Genomic DNA, 19,925 nt, shown 5'->3' with positions numbered 1-19,925 from the left:
AGCGACGCGCCTGGCGAGGGGACGGCCAGCGGACGTCGCGCCAGCGGGCGTTGCACCGACGGGCGACGCGCCTGGCAAAAGGACGGCCGACAGTCGTTGTGCCGGAGGCCGACACGCGCGGGGGTGGCTTGTTGCGCCCGGCGGCCGGCCGCGCCACTATGGTCACTCGATCGACTTAGGTAAGCCTAACCTCACTGCTCGGGAGACTCGTGCGGCTCTACATCGTGGCGGGCAAGCGGACCGACTCCGTCGTCCACGGCTTCCTGCCCGCGGCGGCCTCGCTCGGCCTCGACGTCACCCTGCTCACGGACCGGCCCTGGCCGGAGGAGACGGTGCGGTGCGACGTCACCGACTTCCGGGCCATTGTCGACGCCATCTCCCGGCGCGAGGCCCCTGCCGCGATCTTCTCCAACAGCGACCACCTGCAGGCGCCCACCGCCCTGGCCGCCGAGTACTTCGGGCTGCCGGGCAAGGACTGGCGCGCCGCGCTCCGCACCAAGAACAAGGCGCTCATGCGCCGCGCGCTGGGCGGCGTCTTCGCCGTCGAGCTCCTACCGGGCCAGGAGTCCCCCGCCCTCACCGACGCCCCGTACCCGCTGGTGGTCAAGCCGCGCGAGGGCGTCGCCAGCGAGGACGTCTTCCTCGTCGGGGACGCGGCCGAGCTCGCCGCGCGCTGCCGCGAGATCTGGGACCGGCGGCAGGGCGCGCTCGTCGCCGAGGAGTACCTCCCCGGCGACCTGCACACCCTGGAGACGCTGAACGGCCGGGTCCTCGGCGGGTTCCGTACGACGCTGTCGCCTCCGCCGCACTTCATCGAGGAGCGCCTCGAGTGGGCGCCGCCACCGTACGCCGGCCAGGTCCTGGACGCGCTCCATCGACTCGGGGTCGGCTTCGGCGCCTGCCACACCGAGTACGTCGCCCACGAGGGCCGGGCGCGGATCGTCGAGGTGAACTACCGGATCATCGGCGACCACTGCGACTTCCTGCTCGGCGAACTGCTCGGCGTGCCAGTCTTCGAATGGGTGCTCCGCGCCCACCTGGGCGAACCGACGCCCGAGCCGCCGGCCGCCACCGGCCACGCGGCGGTCGACTCGGTGATCGCGGACCGGTCCGGCACGCTCACGGCGGCGCCCGAACGGCAGGAGTTCGAGGAGGACGGCGTGCGGGTGGCCTACTGGCCGGTCCACGCGGCCGGTGACGTCATCGCGCGGAGCCGCACCAACCGGGACTATCTCGGTACGATCCGCGCCGTCGGCCCGGACGCCGCCCGCGTCGACGCCGCGATCCGGCGGTTCCGCGCGCGGCATCGCTGGGAGATCGACGCATGAGCCACCCGTCCGCGCCGAGCCGTGTCGTCGCAGCGGGACGTTCTCCCCAGGAGGGCCATCTCGCGGCACGAGTGCTGGACGCGCTGCTGCGCGAGGACTACGGCGGCCTGGCCCGCCGTGTCGACGGCGACCGGTTGACCCTGCCCGGCGGCCGCGCCGTCTCGCTGAGCGCGGCGGCGCCGGGGGATGCGGGCCGGTGGGGGCGGTATCCCGGGTTCCTCGCCGAGCGCGTCGTGGACGACGCCGTCGGGCTGGAGGAGGTGCTCGGCGTCGTACGCGCGCTGGCCGATCCGCGCGACGACGTCGCGGCGTTCGAACGCGAGTGCCGGGAGGCGCTGCGGGCCCTGCGCCTGCACGAGGCGGTACGCACCCGCCCGGCCGGGATCACCCGGTACGACGCCCTCGCCGCGGCCCTCGACCACCCGGTCTATCCGGCCGCCCGGTGCCGTCTCGGCCTGGACGAGCGCGACCTGCTGGCGTACGCGCCGGAGTTCGGGCCGTCGTTCCGGCTCGCGTGGACCTCTGTGGCCCGCTCGGAGCGGCACGGCGACCGGCCCGCGTGGTGGCCCGACCCGCGCGACCTGGGCCTGCCCGCGGGACACGACGTGTTCCCCGTCCATCCGCTGACCGCCCGCCTGGTCCCGACCGTGCCGGGGCCGGCCGTCACGGTCCGCCCGACGCTGTCGATGCGCACGGTGGCGGTGGACGCCCGCGAGCATGTGAAGCTCCCGTTGCCGATCAGCACGCTCGGGCTGCGCAACCGGCGGGTGATCATGCCCGGCACGCTCTCCGACGGGGCGCTCGTCGAGCGCGTACTGCGCACCGTGGCCGAGCGGGAGAAGGCCCCGATCCTGCTCGCTGACGAGCAGACGTACGGCCACGCGGACGACGACCCGCTGCGTGGATACCTGGTGCGGCGGCTGCCCGCCGACGGCGTCCCGGTCGCGGCCCTGCTCGCCCGGACGCCGGAGGGCCCGTACGTCATCGAAGAGCTGACCGGCGACGTCGCCGGGTTCTTCGGGGCGTACCTGGGCGTGCTGTTCGACTGGAACGTTCTCCTCGCCACGCGGTACGGCATCGCGCTGGAGGCCCACCAGCAGAACGTCTCGATCGTGCCCGGCGACCCGCCACATCTGATCATCAAGGACAACGACGGGGCGCTCATCGACCTGGACCGGCTCGCCCGCGCGCTGGGCCAGGCCCCGGGCCCGGAGGAGTTCGCCGACCCGCGCCTGCTCACCTCCGATCGAGAGGCCCTGGCCCGCGTCTTCGTCACGATCACCGTGCACCTGTGCGCCGGCGCGCTCGCCTTCGGCCTCGCCGAGCGCGGCCTTCTCGACCTGGACACGGGCCTCGGTCTCATCCGCGACCGGCTCGGCGCGGCGCTCGACGCGTACGACGACACCGGTTTCCTGCGGGCGCGCACGCTCGACGCGGACCGGCTGACCGTCAAGGCGATGATCACCGCCGGGACCCTCGTCGGCAAGGACCGCACCGGCGCACAGGACATCAACAAGCACTACGGCCCGCCCGGTCCGAACTACCTCAACGCGAAAAGGTCCGCCACGTGACACCGCTCGCCCCGCCCACCGCCTCTCCCCGCTCGCCCGACCAGGCGACCCGGCGAGCCGACACGGACGAGGCCACCGCGCCCGACTCCTCCGGCCCGGCGACCCAGCGGATCGACACGGGCGAAGCCACCGCCCCCAACCCTTCCGACCCAGCGACCCAGCGGGTCCACGCGGGCGAAGCCACCGCGCCCTCCGGCCCGGCGACCCAGCGGGCCGACGCGGGCCGAACCACCGCCCCCAACTCCTCCGATCCAGCGACCCAGCGGGGCGACACGGACGAGGCCACCGCCCCCGACTCCTCCGGCCCGGCGACCCGGCGGATCGACACGGGCGAAGCCACCGCCCCCAACTCCTCCGATCCAGCGACCCAGCGGGCCGGCGTGGACGAGGCCACCGCCCCCGGCTCTTCCGATCCGGCGGCCCGGCGGATCGACGCGGACGAGGCCAGCGCCCTCGCCCTGCTCAACTGCGCGGTCCGTGAGCTGTGCGCGCCCGAGCACCAGGTCCGGGTCGGCGAGGCACACCTCACCGCCCGGCTGCCCCGCGTCGGCGTCACCCTGCGCGCCCGCCTGCGCCGGCCCCCGCTGATGAGCCCCCGCCTGGCCGGCCCGATCGAGGAGCGGCGCGACGGCTGGGTGCCCGTGGACTGGCGGCGGCTCGCCGACCTGATCTCCGGGGAGCTGGAACTGACGACGGGGACGGCGAACCCGGAGTTCGCCGCGCAGGTGGCGGCCAGCCATGACGCCATGGAGCTGATCGCCCGGCAGCGGAGGCCGGGCGACGCCGACCCCTTCCTGCGGTCGGAGCAGTCACTGGTCACCGGGCACCGCTTCCATCCCTCCCCCAAGTCGCGGCAGGGCGCCGACTGGCCGGCGTACGCCCCCGAGACCGGAGCCCGGTTCCCGCTGCACTGGCTCGCCGTACGGGAGGACGCCGTCGCCGAGGAGGGCGACGTCTCCCTCCTGGACCGGCTGGGCCCGCCCGTCCGTGCCGGCTACCGCGTCCTCCCGGCGCACCCCTGGCAGATCGCGCTGCTCCGGCCGGAGTCCGACGCGATCGTCGACCTCGGACCGTACGGCCCGGAGGCGGTGCCGACCTCGTCCGTACGGACCGTGTACGTCCCGGACGCGTTCCTGAAGTTCAGCCTCGATGTCCGCATCACCAACTGCGTGCGCAAGAACGCCTGGTACGAGCTGTCCGGCGCGGTGGCGCTGACGCGGGCGCTGCGGCCGGTGTTCGACGGACTCGCCTGCGAACTGCTCACCGAGCCCGGCTACCGGACGGTGTCCGTCGGCGGCACCCGCCTTCGGGAAGGACTCGGCGTCATCGTTCGGGAGGGCGTGGGCGGCCTGCCCGGCACCCCGCTGCTGGCCGCCGCCATCGCCGACCCGGACGGCGACAGCCCCGCCGCCGTCGCGACGCTCCTCGGGGACGACGTGTCGCCGGACCGGCTGCTGGCCTGGTGGGACGCCTACGTACGGCACGTGGCGCCCCCGGTCCTGCACGCCTACCTGCGGCACGGCGTCGTCCTCGAACCGCACCTGCAGAACGTCCTCGTCGCGGTCGACGGCGACGGCATGCCGATCCGGGCGGTCTTCCGGGACCTGGAGGGCACCAAGCTCGTGCCCGAGCCGTGGGCGGCGTTCCTCGCCGACCTGCCCGAGCCCGTCGCCCGCGCCCTGACGTACGACGCCGAACACGGCTGGAACCGCGTCGTGTACTGCCTGTTCGTCAACCACCTGGCCGAGGTCGCGGCCGCCCTCGCGGACCTGTCCCCATCTCTGGAACCCGCGCTGTGGCGGGTGGTACGGCGGCACGTCGCCCGCTGCGCCGACGAGACGCCGCCGGGAACGGCCGGCGCGGCCCGCCTGCGCGCGCTCCTGGCCGGTGTTCCGCTGCCGGCAAAGGCCAACCTGCGCACCCGGTGGGCCCGCGACCCCGACCGGCAGGCGACCTACGTCTCCGTGCCCAACCCGCTCGCCGATGTTCCGGCATGACCGTCACGGGACCGGGGAACCCGCACAACGGTCGCCGGGCCCGCTCTCCGAGGAGCCGAGCGTGACCGTCGCCGAACCCGGACAACCAGCACGACCGTCGCCGGACCCACCGTCCGAGGAGCCGACATGACCATCGCGGAACCCGGACAACCGGCACGGTCGAGGCCGAACCCGCTCGCCCAAGAGCCGGGCACGACCGCCCCGGAACCCGGTCAAGCGGCACGACCGTCGCCAGGCCAACTCGCCCAAGAACCGGGCACGACCATCGCCGAACCCGGACAACCAACACGACCGTCACCGAACCCGGTCGCCCAAGAACCGGGCATGACCGGCCTGCCGCTGCCGGAGGCGGTCGGCGACCGGGCCCTGTCGGCGGGGCTGCCGGCTTACGTGTACGACCTGGGGGCGCTGCGGACCCATGCGGCGTCGGTGCGCGCGGCGGTCCCGGTCGAGATCTTCTACGCGGCGAAGGCCAACCCCGACACGCGCCTCCTCACCGCGCTCGCCCCGTACGTGGACGGCGTCGAGGTCTCCTCCGGCGGCGAACTCGCCCACGTACGGGCAGCCCTGCCCGGCGCGCGCCTCGCGTTCGGCGGCCCGGGCAAGACGGACGAGGAGCTCGTGTCCGCGGTCGACGCGGGCGTCGACCGGATCCACGTCGAGAGCCCGCACGAGTTGCGGCGCCTCGCCGCCCTGCGCGCGGAGACGGACGTGCTGCTGCGCGTCAACCTGCCGGTCGCGATCAGCGGGGCCGCCCTGCGGATGAGCGGCCCGTTCGGCATGGATCCCGAGGCGCTCGGCGCCTGCCTGGACATCCTGGAGCACACGCCCTGGCTGCGCCTGCGCGGCCTGCACGCGCACCTGGCGTCCGGGCTGGAGGCCGGGCCGCTGCTGGAAGTCGCCGCCCAGATCCTGGGCTGGGCCCGGACCTGGATGGACGGCCCCAAGGAGGTCAACCTGGGCGGCGGCATGGCCGTCGACTACCGGAACCCCGGCGCCCGCTTCGACTGGGCGGAGTACGGTGCGGGCCTGGCGGCACTGCGACGCCCCGACGAGACGTTGCGCATCGAACCGGGCCGCGCGCTGACCGCCTACTGCGGGTGGTACGTCACGGACGTACTCGACGTGAAACGGTCACACGGCGAGTGGTACGCGGTGCTGCGCGGCGGCACTCACCACCTGCGCACCCCGGTGACGAAGGACCACGACCAGCCGTTCGCGGTGCTGCCGATGGGCGGCGGACCGGTCACGAGTGGCGAGGTGACATTGGTCGGGCAGCTGTGCACGCCGAAGGACGTGTTCGCCCGGCAGGTTCCGGTGGACCGTCTCGCCGTCGGTGACGTCGTGGCCTTCGCCCTCGCCGGGGCGTACGCGTGGAACATCTCCCACCACGACTTCCTGATGCACCCGAAACCGGCCTTCGAGTACGTCGACGACGAGACCCGCCGCTGACCCTGAACAAGACCTGACGGCCGCCGCGCGTCTTTGGCCTGGATACGGAATCCAGGCCAAAGACGCCACGGTTACCGATGTGGAAGACGTGGATTACCCGTCTTCCTTACGCGCGGCCCGCTGGTCGACCGTCGGGTGTTTCTCGCCCTGAGCACCTCGACGTCCAGCGGACGACGGTTTGGCCGGAACTGGAATGGCCGCCGGTCGCGCCTTGAGCCGACGGAGGAAATCCGCCTGCTCCTGAACGGCCATGGGGATCGTCCCGAGGTTGGTCACCGTGCCGCCACAGCTGGTCGGGAAGTTGTTCAGCGTGCATCCGACCTCTAGCAGCTGATTGGTGTTTGTTCGGATGGTGGCGAACACGTTCGCGTTGCCCTGGATCGCGACCGACGCACAGTCCACCGTCACGGCGCCGAAGGCCGAGGTGAAGTCGGTGAGCGGCGTGGGCGTAGGTGGAGTCGTCGCCTCGTTGACCGTTTGACCGAACACCTTCCCATTACGAACGGCCACGACCGCCTTCGTCTGACCCTGGGCCGCCGCCGTAGCGACGCACACGGAGGGCCCCGTCGCACCGGTGGCACCGGTGGCACCAGTTGGACCGGTCGGACCTGTGGGGCCAGTAGGACCTGTGGCTCCAGTCGCGCCGGTGGCGCCGGCGTCACCGGCGGCCCCCTTCGGACCAGTAGCACCAGTCGGACCCGTGGCTCCAGTCGCGCCGGCCGCGCCGCTGGACCCCGTCGGACCAGTACCACCAGTCGGACCCGTCGGACCCGTCGGACCGGTCGCCCCCGTGGCTCCAGTCGCGCCGGTCGCACCGCTCGGCCCCGTCGGACCAGTACCACCAATCGGACCCGTAGCACCTGTGGGACCAATAGGACCTGTGGCTCCAATCGCGCCGGTTGGCCCGGTGGCCCCTGTGGGGCCAGTGGCGCCGATACGACCTGTGGGGCCTGTGGCACCGGTGGCTCCAGTCGCGCCGGTCGGCCCCGTGGGACCAGTACCACCGGTCGGACCCGTCGCACCAGTCGCCCCCGTGGCTCCAGTCGCGCCCGTGGCTCCAGTCGCGCCGGTCGCACCGGTCGGCCCCGTCGGACCAGTACCACCGGTCTGACCTGTCGGACCCGTCGCACCCGTCGCACCCGTCGCACCCGTCGCGCCGGTGGCACCCGTCGCGCCGGTGGCACCGGTCGCACCGGTGGCACCCCTCGCCCCCCGCTCTCCTCGCGGACCTATCTCCCCCGGTTCTCCTTGTAGACCTCTGGCCCCCGATTCTCCCTGCGGCCCTATACGCCCTCGTTCGCCTTGTTCCCCTTTCTCCCCTTCCGGTCCTTCTGGTCCTCGAAAACCGCGGAAGCAGAAGCCGTCTGGGCAGAACAGATGGTGATGGCAGCGAAAGAGATGGCGGTGACGGCGGTGAGACAGACACCCGAGGTCATCGAGGACTTTCGCGCTGGGCACCAACCGACCGTCAGGAGGGGCCTTGAAAGGCTGCTCGGCGGTGGCCGGCGCCGGCCGATAAAGCATCGACAGGCCACTGACTATCGCGGCCGAGAACAGCCAGGGGTACCCCCTGACAAACCAGCCCGAAGCCCCTTTACTTCCGCGAGATTTCAACGCGCTTCCTTACATCTGCTCATATCCCGAACGAATCGGAATTCTTGGATGACCGCAGATACGGCAGCGCTCTGATACCCCACGATCGGCATGAGGAATAGCCCGATAACCCCTTGATCAAGTAAGCGGAGATAAGACCCGCCACCTCAGTGAAACGCCCATTCAGAACGACCTGGGTCACCGGGATTACCAGGACATCGTGGACTCGATCTACAACCGATTCCACTGATCCAGTCCAACACCCCGGCCGCTTTCCGAACGACCGTGACCCCGCCGCACCGGCTCCGCCATCTCGCCGGGGCGTACGCGTGGAACATCACCCACCACGCCGATGCACTCGAAGCCCAGGCCTCTCATACCTGGCAATATAGGGATTGACTTATATAAGCATCCGTCGATAGCGTGCACGGATGCACGCGTTCGATGTGCTGGGCGACCCGGTGCGCCGCAGGATCCTCGAGTTGCTCGCCGATGGCGAGATGACCTCCGGGGCGGTCTGCGCGGCGATCCAGGAGGAGTTCGGCATCTCTCAGCCGGCCGTCTCGCAGCACCTCAAGGTGCTGCGAGACGCCGGCTTCGCCACCGTGCGCCCGGACGGCACCCGCCGCCTCTACACGGTCAGCTCCGGCCCTCTCCAGGAGGTCGACGCCTGGCTCGACCGGTTCCGGCGATTCTGGGCACCGCCGCTCGACGCGCTCGCGACCGAGCTGGCTCGCGGCAAGCGCGAGCGCCGCCTTCGCGACTCCGAGGATAAGGACGAATCACCATGATCGACGTAACCCATCAGATCAGCTCGGTCCGCCGGAAGGTCGGCAGCCGTACGCTCGAGGCCGGCGAGGCGCGCACCGTCACCATCGGCCAGACCTACGACGCCTCCCTCGACGACGTGTGGGACGCCTGCACGAATGCCGAGCGCATCCCCCGCTGGTTCCTGCCCGTCTCGGGCGACCTGCGCGTCGGCGGCCACTACCAGCTGGAGGGCAACGCGGGCGGCACCATCGAACGCTGCGACCCGCCCAAGAGCTTCGCCGCGACGTGGGAGTACGACGGGCAGGTCAGCTGGATCGAGGTCCGCCTGACGACCGAGTCCGACGGCGGGACGCGCTTCGAACTCGAGCACACCTCGCACGTCGGCGACCACTGGGAGCAGTTCGGCCCCGGCGCGGTCGGCATCGGCTGGGAGATGGGCCTGATCGGACTGACGCTTCACCTGTCGGCCGGGCAGGCCGTCGACCCGCAGGAGGCCATGGCGTGGGCCGGATCCGAGGAGGGCCGGCGGTTCATGACGCTCAGCAGCGAGAAGTGGTGCGAGGCGTACATCGCGGCGGGCGCCGACGAGGCCGAGGCCCGCGCCGCGGCGGCCCGGACGACGGCCGCCTACACCGCCCAGCCGGGTGCCTCCTGACGCGGACTCGCTCCATAACCGGCTGAGGCGCAGCGAAAGCTCGACCCGGTCCACCGGCCGAGCGCCGCCTACCCCGCCTCGCCGGAGGCCTCCTGACGCTCGGCCCGCGGGCGGTCGCCCGCGTCCGGACGCGTCGGCACCCAGAATCGCAGCACGTCGCCCCGCCGGTCCTCGAGCACACCGCCGTTCTTCTCGATCGCCTTGCGCGACGGGGCGTTGTCCTCGTCGCAGGTGATCAGCGCGGACTCGATGCCGAGGTCGCATGCGACCGGGAGCGCGGCCCGCAGCATCCGCGTCGCGTGCCCGCGCCGGCGGGCCGACCGGCGAACGTCGTAGCCGATGTGGCCGCCCATCTCGCGCAGGCCGGGCGTGAGCCGGTGCCGGATCGCCAGCCGTCCGAGGTACTCCGCGCCGTCGACCCACCACAGCGTCGTGCAGGGCACGAACCCGGGCGGTCTCGGCGTGTCCTCCAGGGCCTGCTCGCGGAGCGCCCGCGCGTACTCCGCGAATCCCGTGGGCGTCTCCCACCCGCCGCCGAACTCCCGGATCTCGCGGCCGACCATGCTCGCGTCGTCCGGGCCGCCGCGCCCCTCGGCGCGGAACTCGGCCATCGCGGCGAGGAAGGAGGCGTGGACCCGCTCGGCGGGCGCGACGAGCATCGGCATGCCAGCCGTTCTACCGAAAGGTCCCACCGGACGCATCCCATTTCCCGCGCGGCCGGGAGCGTCGTGAAAGGCGCCCATCGGCCACGATCAGCGGTAGAACACCGCCACTCCGCCGTGGTGTGAGCACGCGCCCTGGTGGTGGGCGGCGTACGAGTAGGTGCCGTCGTTGCACCGCGCCGTCGCACCGGCCGGGTGATCCGGTGCCTTGGGAGCCGCGTGATGGTGCCGTACGGTCGCTCGATGCGTCGTCGGCGCGTGCGGCCGGTGCGGGTGCGGTCGGGCGCCTCCGGTCCGGGTCGCCGGCGTCGACGATCCCGCCGGCGCGGACGGCTCCGGTCCGCTGGTGGGCGAGCCGGCCTGGGCCGTGGATTCGCCGGGCGACACGGACGGCGTGGCGACTCCGCCCGCGCCGGTCGCGGTGGTACCGCATCCGCCGAGCAGCAGTGCCGCGGCAAGGGTCAAGTAAGAGCCACACGGCGGCGGCGTCACAACGCGGCGGGGGCACCGGTCCAGCCGGTGGCCGCGACGACCTCGCGGGCGATGTCCGTCACGGTCCGCCCGTCGGTCGTGACGCGCACGGTGTCCGAAGGAGCTCGCGAGTCGAGCAGCCGCGCCTTGTGAGCGCTGGCCGTCAGCCCGTCCGCCAGCTCGGAGCCGAGCTCCCGGCCGGTCAGTCGCTCGCCGGCCGTGGCGTCGGAGGCGGTGAGCAGGACCCGTACGATTCGCACGTCCGCTCCCATGGCGCGCTGGAACATGCCCGCCGCCTCCGGAAGGACGCTCAGCGTGTTCGTGTAGATGAGACGGCGGTAGCCGAGTTCGGCGAAGTTGGCCCAGACCGCCGCCAGGTTGCGTGCGGTGATCCGCGAACGGTCCGGATCTCCCTCTGGAGCCGGGTGCACCTGCCCCATGAAGTCGCCCTCGAGGATCGCGTGAGAGACCGCCGCGGCCCGCAGCCGGGCCGAGACCTCCCACCCGATCGTCGTCTTCCCGACGCCGGAGCGCCCTCCGATGAGCAGTGCCTCCGCCTGATCCATGTCCGCAGGGTGGCAGCTTCCGGGCTCTTCGCGCGATCGATAATTCGCGTGCGGTCGAGCGCAGCGGTCAGCAGAATCCGAATATGGAGGGACATCAAGTCGCGTCGGAGATCATCGACTTCTACGCATCGGCATACGACGAATCCGCCCGCCTGTCCTCGACGGGGCAGGGCGAGCTGGAGTTCATCCGGACGCAGGAACTGCTTCGGCGGCATCTGCCCGTTCCCCCGGCCTCGGTGCTCGATGTCGGCGGCGGCCCGGGGACCCACGCGCGCTGGCTGGTGGCCGACGGCCACGACGTCCACCTGGTCGACCCGGTCGAACGGCACCTGCGGCAGGCGCGCGCCGGGTGCGACTGCACCACCGAACTCGGGGACGCCCGCGCCCTGCGCGCCGAGGACGGGTCCTACGACGTCGTCCTCCTGCTCGGCCCGCTCTACCACCTGGTACGCCGGGCCGACCGCGTCCAGGCGCTGCGGGAGGCACGGCGGGTCCTGCGGCCCGGCGGGCTGATGGCGGCGGCCGCGATCAGCAGGCACGCGGCACTGATCGACCTGGCGGCGGCCGCTCGCCTCACGCCGAGCACCGCTTCGATCGTCCGGCAGTCGATCGACACCGGGCGTCACAGCCGCGAGCTCGGCTTCACGACCGCGTACTTTCACACGACGGACGAGCTCCAGGCCGAAGTGACCGAGGCCGGTTTCACCGACGTCGACCTCTTCGGGGTGGAAGGCCCGGCGTGGGCGGCCCTCAGGGGGATCACCATCCACACCGGGGAGTCCCTCGCCGGATCGGCGCATGTCGCGTCCGCCGTCATGGCGGCGCGGATCGCCGACTCCGACCCCGCTCTCCTTCCCGCGAGTTCGCACCTGATCGCGTTCGGCCGGACACCGAGCGCCTGATCTCGACGGCCACCCGACGATCAGGGTCAGGACCTGCAACTTCGTACGCCTCGGGCAGTCATCCCGGGTGCGCGCGCGACGAGAGCGAGCCCGCCGTTGACGACGAGGGCGAGCCCGCCGTCCACGACGAGAGCGAGCCCGCCGTTGACGCGGGTCGGCACCGGCCTCCGCCGGTGCCGCGTCCGCACCGGCCGTCGGTTTCGGGACTCACTTCCCGGCCACGCCGACCGGCACGACGGCCGCGGCCGAGCGGCTATGCGGGTAGTGCTGCGGCGATCTGTGGGGTGAGCAGGTCCCGCACCTCGGAGTACGCCAGGGTGATCCCGTAGTAGGGGCATTCGCTTCCCACATGCGACCAGCTGAGGACCATTCCCTTGGCCGTGAAGAACGCCGAGACGCGCGCCGGATGCGGCTGTGACGAAAAGACCGGCGCACCGGGGAAGAAGTCCTCGCGCCGCATCGGCGGCTGAACACATACCTGATACAGACCCTGGTCGGTGACATGAGGAGTCACCCGCTTCAGCAGCGTCGCCAGCCCGCTCGAGGTGAGCGTCTCGGGCCGGAACACGTCGTCGGCGGTCAGCGCCTTCCCCGTGCGCAGGTCGACGGTGGCGTTGACCCGGGGCATTTGGAAGTCGAGGGGGGCGCAGAACGTTATCGGCAGCGCGTACTGGACCGAGGCCAGGCGCGGCCCGCTCATCCCGACCTCGGGTCGTGCACGCAGGACGGTCGGCTTCGTACACGGCGGTTGATGCTGGGCGGACGCCTTCTGCATCGCCGTGATGGCCCAGTCGAGTGGAGCGAACAGCCCCTGATCGATCTTGCGCTGCACGGCGGCGTCCCGGACGCCGCTCACGTGGGCGTAGCGCGCGTCGCTCAGGTCGAGGCCGGCGACGGGGCGATTGTAGGAGGCCAGCTCGACCCGGATGGGCGCGGCGGCGGCGGTCTTCGTTTTCTTCGGCTGGCTCAGAACGATGGCGGCGGTCGTCACCGAACCTGCCACCACGACGCCGGTCGCGATGGCGGCCGCCTTCATCCCGGCGTTCGTGCCGAGGACCTTGGTGAGCGCGCCGCGTCCGCCGGCCGCGGCGGCCTTACCTCCAGCGGCCGCTTTACCTGCCGCACCCGCCTTGCCCACCGCACCGGCCTTACCTGCCGCAGCGGCCTTGCCCGCCGCGGCGCCGCCCGCGTGGCCGGCCGCGCCCGGGGTCGTACCCGCGACGAGAGCCGCGAACGGGAACAGCGCGGCGAGGCCGGCCGCGGCCTCGGCCAGCCGCCTCCAACCGTTGGACTCCCATTCGGGCCCGTACTCGGCGGCCGCCGCCATGGCCAGCTCTTCGGCGAACTTCAGCGCGCTCCGCGGCCGGTCGGCCGGGTCTTTGGCCAGGCCCCGGTAGATCAGCGCCTGGATCGGCGGCGGTGCCTGATCAGCGGGAATCTCGCCGCTCGTGTGCTGGGCGCGAAGGGCCTCGGTCGTATCGCCCGGGTACGGCTTGCGGCCCATCACGCATTCGAAGAAGACGCACGTGGCGGCGTACACATCGGTGGAGGGCGAGGCGGGTGCCCCGGCCCACTGCTCCGGTGCCATGTACGCCGGGGTGCCGATGATCTGGCCCGCCACGCCAGAGCGCACCGCGATGCCGAAGTCGATCAACTTGCTGTGGCCGTCACCGTCGACCATGACGTTGGCGGGTTTGTAGTCGCGGTGGACGACACCCACGTCGTGCGCGGCCCAGAGGCCGAGCAGCGATCCCTTCAGCACCGCCAGGGCGGCCTCCGGTTCCAGCGTGCCGCCCTCGTCGAGCAGCGCCCTGAGCGACACCCCGTCGATCGCCTCCATGACGATCGCCGCACCCTGCGACCCCTCGACGTACTCGAAGAGGCGGACCACGTTCGGGTCGTCGAGACCGCGCAGGATCCGCGCTTCCTCTCGGAACTCCGTGCGGAAGCGCTCGTCCGTAACGGTCAGGTACTTGATGGCGACATGCGTGCCCGAGGCCTCATGCCGAGCGAGCACGACGCGGCCGAAACCGCCCCGTCCCAGCTCCCGCAAGGTGACGTATCCGGGAAGTGACCATTCGTTCACAGGTCAATAATGATCTACTCAACGCGGGCGCGCCAGGCGGAAACCGGGAACCGGGGCAGGGAGATCTGGCGGTGCCGCATGCCACCTTCACCCTGCGGCCCGGGCGACACAGCGTCTGTGCGATCAAGCGCCGTCAGGGACTCGGCCCTTCCTGCGGCAGAGGACGTCGAGTGCCGCGCGTATTTTCGGGGCGTGTTTCGCGATGGCGAGCCTTAGGAAGATGAGCTGAAAGGTGCCCTCGACCGCGAAGACGGTGAGTCCGTCGGCGGCGTGACCGATGCTTCCCGAGGCGGCCCCGTCGAACACCTCGGAGCCGGCCCGGAAGAACAAGGTGAACAGGATGGGCGCGGTGTAAGCGGCGAAGAGAGCGAGGGTGACGAGCGAGCCGAGGACCATGAGGGCCGAATAGGCCCTGACGGGTCTGCGCTCATGACATGGCAGGTCGTCCGTGGGATCCGCCGGGGGCCGTTTGCCGACCGTGGCGGCCACGGCCCGCCGCAGGACGTACCAGGCGAAGTCCCGGCTGTCGGCGTACAGGTTCTTACAGCGCAGGATCTCCTGGAGCACGAAGTACATGTCGGTTCTCATGTACAGCGCGAACTGGTGGGCGATCGACAGCAGCAGGCTGAGGATGAGCGCTTCGCACGACCGGCGCGCGAAGCCGGTCGGCTCGAGGGCGGTGATGGCCAGGGAGCAGGCCGCGATGATCACGAGGTCGGAGGTCACCCCGGCGAGGTAGACCCGCAGCCGGATCCGCCGGGGCGAGCCCCAGAGACCCGAAACCGTGGTCTGCGCCACGAGGAACTGCAACTGGGTCCCGAGGCCGATCCGGGCGTAGACGCCTTCGGCGCGGGCAGCGGCGAGATGGCAGAACTCATGCAGCGCTATGGCCGCCATGACCATCGCGGTGTTCCAGGCCAGGTTCACGCTCTGCGAGTCGGTGATGAAGTAGACCCGGAAGCCGGGAACGAGGTCACCGCGGATCGCGGAGGTGGCCAGACCCGCCACGACGAACGCGTAGATCGCGACGAGCGTGGGGCCCCGGAAGATCCAGCGAACGTGCGCCGGCCGCAGCCGGCGCAGGCTGGGCGGCCTGGGCGGGGTACCGACCGGGTCACCGTCGAGCCGGGCGACGAAACCGAGGTCGATCAGGTCGTCGACGAACTCCCCGGCGTCGATCTCCTCGCCGTGTCTTTCGCGGACGCGGTCCGTGGCCCTTCCGACGCCTTCGCCGTCCTCCAGCGCGCGCAGGAACGTGACCGCCTCGGCCGGGACCTCGACGAACTCTCCGGTGTCGACTCTGCCCACGATCCAGTGCTCGACGTCGTCTTTGATCAGCAGCGGATGCAGCTCGACCCGGCTGTCAGCGGTGATCGGCATGCCCTCAGATCTCCTCGACCGCAGGCCTTGGGTGCGGTGAGTCCCCGCAGATCGGGCAGTCCGGACGCCGCTTGGCTTCGATGTAGTACTGGTGGTCGTAGTCGAGGAAGTTGCGGTGAAGCTTCCGGCCGGCCGTCTGTACGGGCATGCCCCACAGCAGGAAGAGGGCCTCCAGCGCGGCGAAGTGGCCGGCCATCTGCGCGGTCGGCGCCATCACCGGATGGAATCCGGGGATCCGCCGCGTCGCCAGGAGGTCGGCGTGACCGGCCGCCGACCGACGTTCTCTTTCTCCGTCGAGCATGCACTGCTGGCAGCCGGTCTCACCGGGGATGAAGGTGCCGACGCACAGCATCGGCCCGGCGTAGGCACCATTCACCCACGGCACGCCGAGTCGTAGCGCGGCCTGATCCGCCCAGTGCTCGATCCCCTTCGGACCGTCGGCGCACAGGAGGAAGACGTCCGATCCCCGCACCGAGTCGACGACGTCCTCTGGGCCGGACAGCCGGAGCTCCGAGCCCGTCACCTCGATGTCCCGGTTGAGCTCCCCCAGCCGCTCGACGGCCACCTCGACCTTGCTCCGTCCGAGGTCCGATTCGACGTAGAGCAGTTGCCGGTTCAGGTTGCTCAGCTCCACCGTGTCGAAGTCCACACAGTGGATCCGGCCGACTCCCGAGGCGGCCAGGCCCGCGGCGACGGCGGAGCCGATCCCGCCCACACCGAGCACCGCCACCGTGCTCGCCTTCAGTTTCGCCTGCAGCTCGTACGCATGCGTCCGTGGCGTCATGTCGATCCACGCCTGGAACTGCACGCTGCGGTCGTAGCGCTCGAGTTCGCGCTCGGACAGAGAGGTGGGCGGCTCGGCACCCACGTCTTCCACCCAGCCCGACTCGATGAGGAAGTCCAGGACGTCCACGACGTCTCCGGGTTCGGCGCCGCGCTCGGCGGCCACCGTCCTGACCAGCTCTTCTCTGGTCAGGGTCCCGTCCATTCGATGGCACAACGGCCAGACCAGGCCCGACTCGTCGTCGAGTTCGCTTCCCAGGCCGTACTGCTGACTGCCGATCCAGATCATTCCGTCCGGGCGGCGAATGGGATGGTGCGCGGTCTTGATCCTCGGCTTTAGCATCATGCCCCCTTTTCGAAGGGCCGGAGCCGCCCCGACCGGGCGGCTCCGGCCGGATCACCTACTTGTTGTCCTGGCGCCCACCGGTGGTCTCGAGCTTGTCGAGCTTGCGCACCTTGATCTTGATCTTCTTGACCATTTTTCGCCTCCCCTCCGACTAGCACGGTTAAGGGGGCAGATCCCCGTACATCGTCGGCCGATCGTGCCGCCCCGTGGTCACGAAGTTATGGCGTACCGCGAAAGGCCACGACCCCCTAATTTTGAGGGGTATCCCGATTCACGACTCGGCAGTATCATCGCGCGAAAATACCGGCATTCGCCCCGACGGATCGGCGCTCCGTCATTCTCTGATCATTGATGTTCGGTCCGCGAAGGACGCGGACACGTGGCATATCTCTGGGGACCGCTCCCGCACGGTCACGCGGTGAAAGCGGTGATGAGTTCGTTGCGGCCGTCGGCGCCACCGTTGACGGAAAAGGTTTTCCGATCTAGGTTCCGAGCCAGCCCCCGACCCGCGGAGAGACCACGATGCGCGGAAGACCCCTGCCGCTCCTGGCCGCCCTGACCGCCCTCCTGACCACGATCCTCTCGGCGACGGCGGCCGGCGCGACGTCGACGACGGCAGGCGCGGCGGCGACCCGTGCGTCCGTGTCCGGCCCGGCTCCAGCGAGCGCGACCGCGGCGCCGACCCGGCACACGATCACCTACGACCACTACTCCCTGCTGATCGACGGGAAGCGGCAGTACATCTGGTCCGGGGAGTTCCACTACTTCCGGCTGCCGAGCCCGGAGCTGTGGCGGGACATGCTGCAGAAGATCAAGGCGTCCGGGTTCAACACCGTCTCCCTCTACTTCAGCTGGGCCTACCACTCCCCCGCTCCCGGAAAGTACGACTTCACCGGCGTACGCGACGTGGACCGGCTGCTGCGGATGGCCGAACAGGCCGGGTTGTACGTCATCGCCCGGCCGGGCCCGTACGTCAACGGAGAACTGGACGCCGGCGGGTACCCGGGCTGGCTGCTGACGCAGAAGGGCCGGGCGCGCAGCGCCGCCGCGGACTACACGGCGGCCTACCGCGAGTGGCTCGCGCACATCGACCCGATCATCGCCCGGCACCAGCTGACGAACGGGACCGGGTCCGTCATCCTCTACCAGGTCGAGAACGAGTACGACGGCTCGGACGCGACGTACATGACGCAGCTCGCCGAGCAGGCCAGGGCCGACGGCATCACGGTCCCGATCTTCCACAACGACAAGAAACGCCAGGGCAAGTGGGCCTCCGGAGCGGGCGCGCCCGACCTGTACGCCTCCGACACCTACCCCGGCACGTCGGTGACCGACTACTCGTTCATGCGGAGCTTCACGGGGCCGAATCGGCCGCTGTTCTGGGCGGAGTTCCAGGGCGGCTGGTTCCAGCCGTGGGGCGGCGGGTCGTACGAGGAGAACCGGACGAAGTTCGGCCCGTCGTTCGAGCGCATCACGTACGGGAACAACATCGACAACCACTTCACGCTGCAGAACCTCTACATGCTGTACGGCGGGACGAACTGGGGCTGGCAGGCCGACCCGAACGTCGTCTACACCTCGTACGACTACGGCGCGGCGTTCGACGAGTCGCGGCGGCTCACCGCCAAGGTCCCGGTGCTCAAGCAGCAGGGGTACTTCGTGCAGTCCGTCGAGCCGTTGCGCAAGACCGACGACCTGCCCGGCCAGCCGGAGCACTCCGGCGCGGCGGTCCACGTGGACGCCGACCGCAATCCCGACGACGGCACGACGTTCTACTTCCTCCGGCACGAGGACCTCAAGCAGACCACCGACGAGGCGACCACCCTGCGCGTCGAGACCTCCGACGGGACGTACACGGTGCCGCAGCAGCCGGGAACGGCGATCCACGTGAACGGGCCGGACTACAAGATCCTGACCGCCGGGTACACGATGGACCATCAGCGCCTCGTCTACTCCACGTCCGAGATCATGACCCATGAGGATCTCGGTGACCGGGACGTCGCGCTGCTGCACGGCCGTAAGGGAGAGGCGGGCGAGACCGTCCTGCGGTACGCCTCGCAGCCGCGCGTCGACGTCCTGGCGGGCGACGTGCAGGCGACGTGGTCCGGGTCCGACCTGCGGCTGAACTACACGCACGACGGGCTCGCCCGGGTGCGGATCAGCGGCGGCGGGCGCGCCCCGCTCGACCTGCTGCTGGCCGACGACGACACCGCGTCGACGTTCTGGCGGCCCGGCGGGAACGTCCTCGTACGCGGGCCGTACCTCGTCAAGACGGCCGAGCGCGACGGCGCGACGCTGCGGCTCACGGGCGAGACCGAGCAGGCCGGTCCGCTCGAGGTGTTCGCGGGTCCCGGCGTGCGCACGGTCCTGTGGAACGGCCGGCCGGTGCGCGCCGCCCGTACGGCGTCCGGGTCGCTGCTGGCCACGGTGCCCGGTCCGCGCGCGGTGAGCCTGCCCGCTCTGGACTCGTGGCGGTTCCACGAGGACACGCCCGAGGCGGCTCCCGGGTTCGACGACTCGGGCTGGACGGCCGCCGACCACCAGGCGACGGACAACCCGACGCAGCCGAAGACGCTCCCCGTCCTGTACGCCGACGACTACGGCTTCCACCACGGCGACGTCTGGTACCGCGGGCGCTTCGACGGCACCGCGGCGGGCATCTCCCTGACCGCCGGGACCGGCAAGGCCGGCGTCTGGTCGGTGTGGCTCAACGGGACGTTCCTCGGCACGGTGTCGACCGGGACCGGCGGGCAGAACTCCAGCCGGGACTTCACCTTCCCACCGGAGGCCCTGGGCGCGCACAACGTCGTCTCCGTTCTGGTCCGGAACATGGGCCACAACGAGGACGGCGGAAGCAACGACGCGCAGAAGAACCCGCGCGGCCTGCTGTCGGCCGCCCTGACCGGGTCCGACGCGGCGGTCGCGTGGCGGATCCAGGGCGGCGGGAACGACGAGGTGCGCGGCCCGCTGAACAACGGCGGCCTGCACGGCGAGCGGGCGGGCTGGACGCTCCCCTCCTTCGCCGACCGTACGTGGCCGCGGGCGACGTCACCCAGCGGGGCGCACGCGCCGGGAATCGCCTGGTATCGCACGCGGGTGCGGCTCTCGCTGCCCAAGGGCCAGGACACGCCACTCGTCCTGCGGTTCGCCGGAGGCCAGGCCGCCCGCGCACTGATCTTCGTCAACGGCTGGAACCTCGGCCAGTACGTCGCCGACCTCGGCCCGCAGCACGACTTCGTGCTCCCGCCCGGCGTACTCCGGACGAACGGCGTCAACACGATCGCGCTCGGAGTCTGGTCGTACGACGGCACCGGCGGTCTCGGCACGGTGACGCTCGAACGCGCCGACGGGGCCCGATAGCG

15 protein-coding genes are annotated in these 19,925 nt (G+C 71.2%); 8 read left to right on the top strand and 7 right to left on the bottom strand.

The features are described 5' to 3' along the window. Nucleotides 1-209: 209 nt before the first annotated feature. The 4 genes from ACQP2O_RS09005 (at nucleotide 210) to ACQP2O_RS08990 (ending at nucleotide 6,348) form a co-directional block, all read left to right on the top strand. The gene (locus ACQP2O_RS09005) at nucleotides 210-1,328 is read left to right on the top strand and encodes a siderophore biosynthesis protein (RefSeq protein ID WP_433181699.1); all 1,119 of its coding nucleotides are present in this window, start codon (nucleotides 210-212) and stop codon (nucleotides 1,326-1,328) included. Continuing rightward, nucleotides 1,325-2,899, top strand: coding sequence for an IucA/IucC family protein (locus tag ACQP2O_RS09000; protein ID WP_433181697.1), 1,575 nt, complete (start codon nucleotides 1,325-1,327; stop codon nucleotides 2,897-2,899). The genes ACQP2O_RS09005 and ACQP2O_RS09000 overlap by 4 nt, the downstream gene beginning before the upstream one ends. Beyond that, a complete protein-coding gene (locus ACQP2O_RS08995; RefSeq protein WP_433181695.1) occupies nucleotides 2,896-4,896 on the top strand; it encodes an IucA/IucC family protein in 2,001 nt (666 codons plus the stop codon). Before ACQP2O_RS09000 ends, ACQP2O_RS08995 begins: the two co-directional genes overlap by 4 nt. A gap of 126 nt (nucleotides 4,897-5,022) precedes the next feature. Next, complete coding sequence (locus tag ACQP2O_RS08990; protein ID WP_433181693.1) at nucleotides 5,023-6,348, top strand: alanine racemase; 1,326 nt, start codon at nucleotides 5,023-5,025, stop codon at nucleotides 6,346-6,348. A 93-nt stretch (nucleotides 6,349-6,441) separates the two neighbouring features. Here the strand turns inward: ACQP2O_RS08990 and ACQP2O_RS08985 are convergent, their stop codons facing one another. Further along, nucleotides 6,442-6,858 carry a hypothetical protein gene (locus tag ACQP2O_RS08985; protein WP_433181691.1) on the bottom strand — a complete coding sequence of 139 codons (417 nt, stop codon included), beginning with the start codon at nucleotides 6,856-6,858 and terminating at the stop codon, nucleotides 6,442-6,444. Nucleotides 6,859-8,372: 1,514 nt separating this feature from the next. On the opposite strand from ACQP2O_RS08985, the gene ACQP2O_RS08980 reads away from it, so the two are divergent. Both ACQP2O_RS08980 and ACQP2O_RS08975 read left to right on the top strand, forming a co-directional pair. Next, the gene (locus ACQP2O_RS08980) at nucleotides 8,373-8,732 is read left to right on the top strand and encodes an ArsR/SmtB family transcription factor (RefSeq protein ID WP_433181689.1); all 360 of its coding nucleotides are present in this window, start codon (nucleotides 8,373-8,375) and stop codon (nucleotides 8,730-8,732) included. Then, nucleotides 8,729-9,367: an SRPBCC family protein gene (locus ACQP2O_RS08975; protein ID WP_433181687.1), complete on the top strand. Its 639-nt coding sequence runs from the start codon at nucleotides 8,729-8,731 to the stop codon at nucleotides 9,365-9,367. Before ACQP2O_RS08980 ends, ACQP2O_RS08975 begins: the two co-directional genes overlap by 4 nt. A gap of 68 nt (nucleotides 9,368-9,435) precedes the next feature. Here ACQP2O_RS08975 and ACQP2O_RS08970 read toward each other — a convergent pair whose 3' ends face one another. The 3 genes from ACQP2O_RS08970 to ACQP2O_RS08960 all read right to left on the bottom strand — a co-directional run bounded on the left by ACQP2O_RS08970 (nucleotide 9,436) and on the right by ACQP2O_RS08960 (nucleotide 11,066). Then, entirely contained in the window at nucleotides 9,436-10,032 is a 597-nt protein-coding gene (locus tag ACQP2O_RS08970) for a GNAT family N-acetyltransferase (protein WP_433181686.1), read from the bottom strand. Nucleotides 10,033-10,119: 87 nt separating this feature from the next. Continuing rightward, complete coding sequence (locus ACQP2O_RS08965; RefSeq protein ID WP_433181684.1) at nucleotides 10,120-10,494, bottom strand: DUF3761 domain-containing protein; 375 nt, start codon at nucleotides 10,492-10,494, stop codon at nucleotides 10,120-10,122. A 23-nt stretch (nucleotides 10,495-10,517) separates the two neighbouring features. Then, nucleotides 10,518-11,066, bottom strand: coding sequence for an AAA family ATPase (locus ACQP2O_RS08960; protein WP_433181682.1), 549 nt, complete (start codon nucleotides 11,064-11,066; stop codon nucleotides 10,518-10,520). 83 nt (nucleotides 11,067-11,149) lie between these two features. Between ACQP2O_RS08960 and ACQP2O_RS08955 the strand changes: the two genes are divergently transcribed. Further along, nucleotides 11,150-11,968, top strand: coding sequence for a class I SAM-dependent methyltransferase (locus tag ACQP2O_RS08955; RefSeq protein WP_433181680.1), 819 nt, complete (start codon nucleotides 11,150-11,152; stop codon nucleotides 11,966-11,968). Between the two features lie 253 nt (nucleotides 11,969-12,221). Here ACQP2O_RS08955 and ACQP2O_RS08950 read toward each other — a convergent pair whose 3' ends face one another. From ACQP2O_RS08950 to ACQP2O_RS08940, 3 genes are all read right to left on the bottom strand, one after another. Next, nucleotides 12,222-14,054, bottom strand: coding sequence for a serine/threonine-protein kinase (locus ACQP2O_RS08950; protein WP_433181678.1), 1,833 nt, complete (start codon nucleotides 14,052-14,054; stop codon nucleotides 12,222-12,224). A 123-nt stretch (nucleotides 14,055-14,177) separates the two neighbouring features. Then, nucleotides 14,178-15,434, bottom strand: coding sequence for a hypothetical protein (locus ACQP2O_RS08945; RefSeq protein ID WP_433181676.1), 1,257 nt, complete (start codon nucleotides 15,432-15,434; stop codon nucleotides 14,178-14,180). Nucleotides 15,435-15,438: 4 nt separating this feature from the next. Next, nucleotides 15,439-16,560 (bottom strand): HesA/MoeB/ThiF family protein, encoded by a 1,122-nt coding sequence (locus ACQP2O_RS08940; protein WP_433181674.1) that lies wholly within the window; start codon nucleotides 16,558-16,560, stop codon nucleotides 15,439-15,441. A gap of 525 nt (nucleotides 16,561-17,085) precedes the next feature. Here ACQP2O_RS08940 and ACQP2O_RS08935 point away from each other — a divergent pair. Continuing rightward, nucleotides 17,086-19,923 carry a glycoside hydrolase family 35 protein gene (locus ACQP2O_RS08935; RefSeq protein ID WP_433181672.1) on the top strand — a complete coding sequence of 946 codons (2,838 nt, stop codon included), beginning with the start codon at nucleotides 17,086-17,088 and terminating at the stop codon, nucleotides 19,921-19,923. Nucleotides 19,924-19,925: the final 2 nt, after the last annotated feature.

Origin of the sequence: Actinoallomurus sp. CA-150999 (genome assembly GCF_050942425.1) — a bacterium.
In the GTDB taxonomy this organism is placed as follows: domain Bacteria; phylum Actinomycetota; class Actinomycetes; order Streptosporangiales; family Streptosporangiaceae; genus Actinoallomurus.
The sequence above is the reverse complement of the archived record's forward strand: the minus strand, read 5'-3'. Positions and strand labels throughout refer to the sequence as shown.

What these genes read in the sequence shown, in the direction of transcription:
- ACQP2O_RS09000 (WP_433181697.1), top strand. Translation starts at nt 1,325, where the DNA reads ATGAGCCACCCGTCCGCGCCGAGCCGTGTCGTCGCAGCGGGACGTTCT.
- ACQP2O_RS08990 (WP_433181693.1), top strand. Translation starts at nt 5,023, where the DNA reads ATGACCATCGCGGAACCCGGACAACCGGCACGGTCGAGGCCGAACCCG.
- ACQP2O_RS08980 (WP_433181689.1), top strand. Translation starts at nt 8,373, where the DNA reads ATGCACGCGTTCGATGTGCTGGGCGACCCGGTGCGCCGCAGGATCCTC.
- ACQP2O_RS08975 (WP_433181687.1), top strand. Translation starts at nt 8,729, where the DNA reads ATGATCGACGTAACCCATCAGATCAGCTCGGTCCGCCGGAAGGTCGGC.
- ACQP2O_RS08970 (WP_433181686.1), bottom strand. Translation starts at nt 10,032, where the DNA reads ATGCCGATGCTCGTCGCGCCCGCCGAGCGGGTCCACGCCTCCTTCCTC.
- ACQP2O_RS08960 (WP_433181682.1), bottom strand. Translation starts at nt 11,066, where the DNA reads ATGGATCAGGCGGAGGCACTGCTCATCGGAGGGCGCTCCGGCGTCGGG.
- ACQP2O_RS08955 (WP_433181680.1), top strand. Translation starts at nt 11,150, where the DNA reads ATGGAGGGACATCAAGTCGCGTCGGAGATCATCGACTTCTACGCATCG.
- ACQP2O_RS08945 (WP_433181676.1), bottom strand. Translation starts at nt 15,434, where the DNA reads ATGCCGATCACCGCTGACAGCCGGGTCGAGCTGCATCCGCTGCTGATC.
- ACQP2O_RS08940 (WP_433181674.1), bottom strand. Translation starts at nt 16,560, where the DNA reads ATGCTAAAGCCGAGGATCAAGACCGCGCACCATCCCATTCGCCGCCCG.
- ACQP2O_RS08935 (WP_433181672.1), top strand. Translation starts at nt 17,086, where the DNA reads ATGCGCGGAAGACCCCTGCCGCTCCTGGCCGCCCTGACCGCCCTCCTG.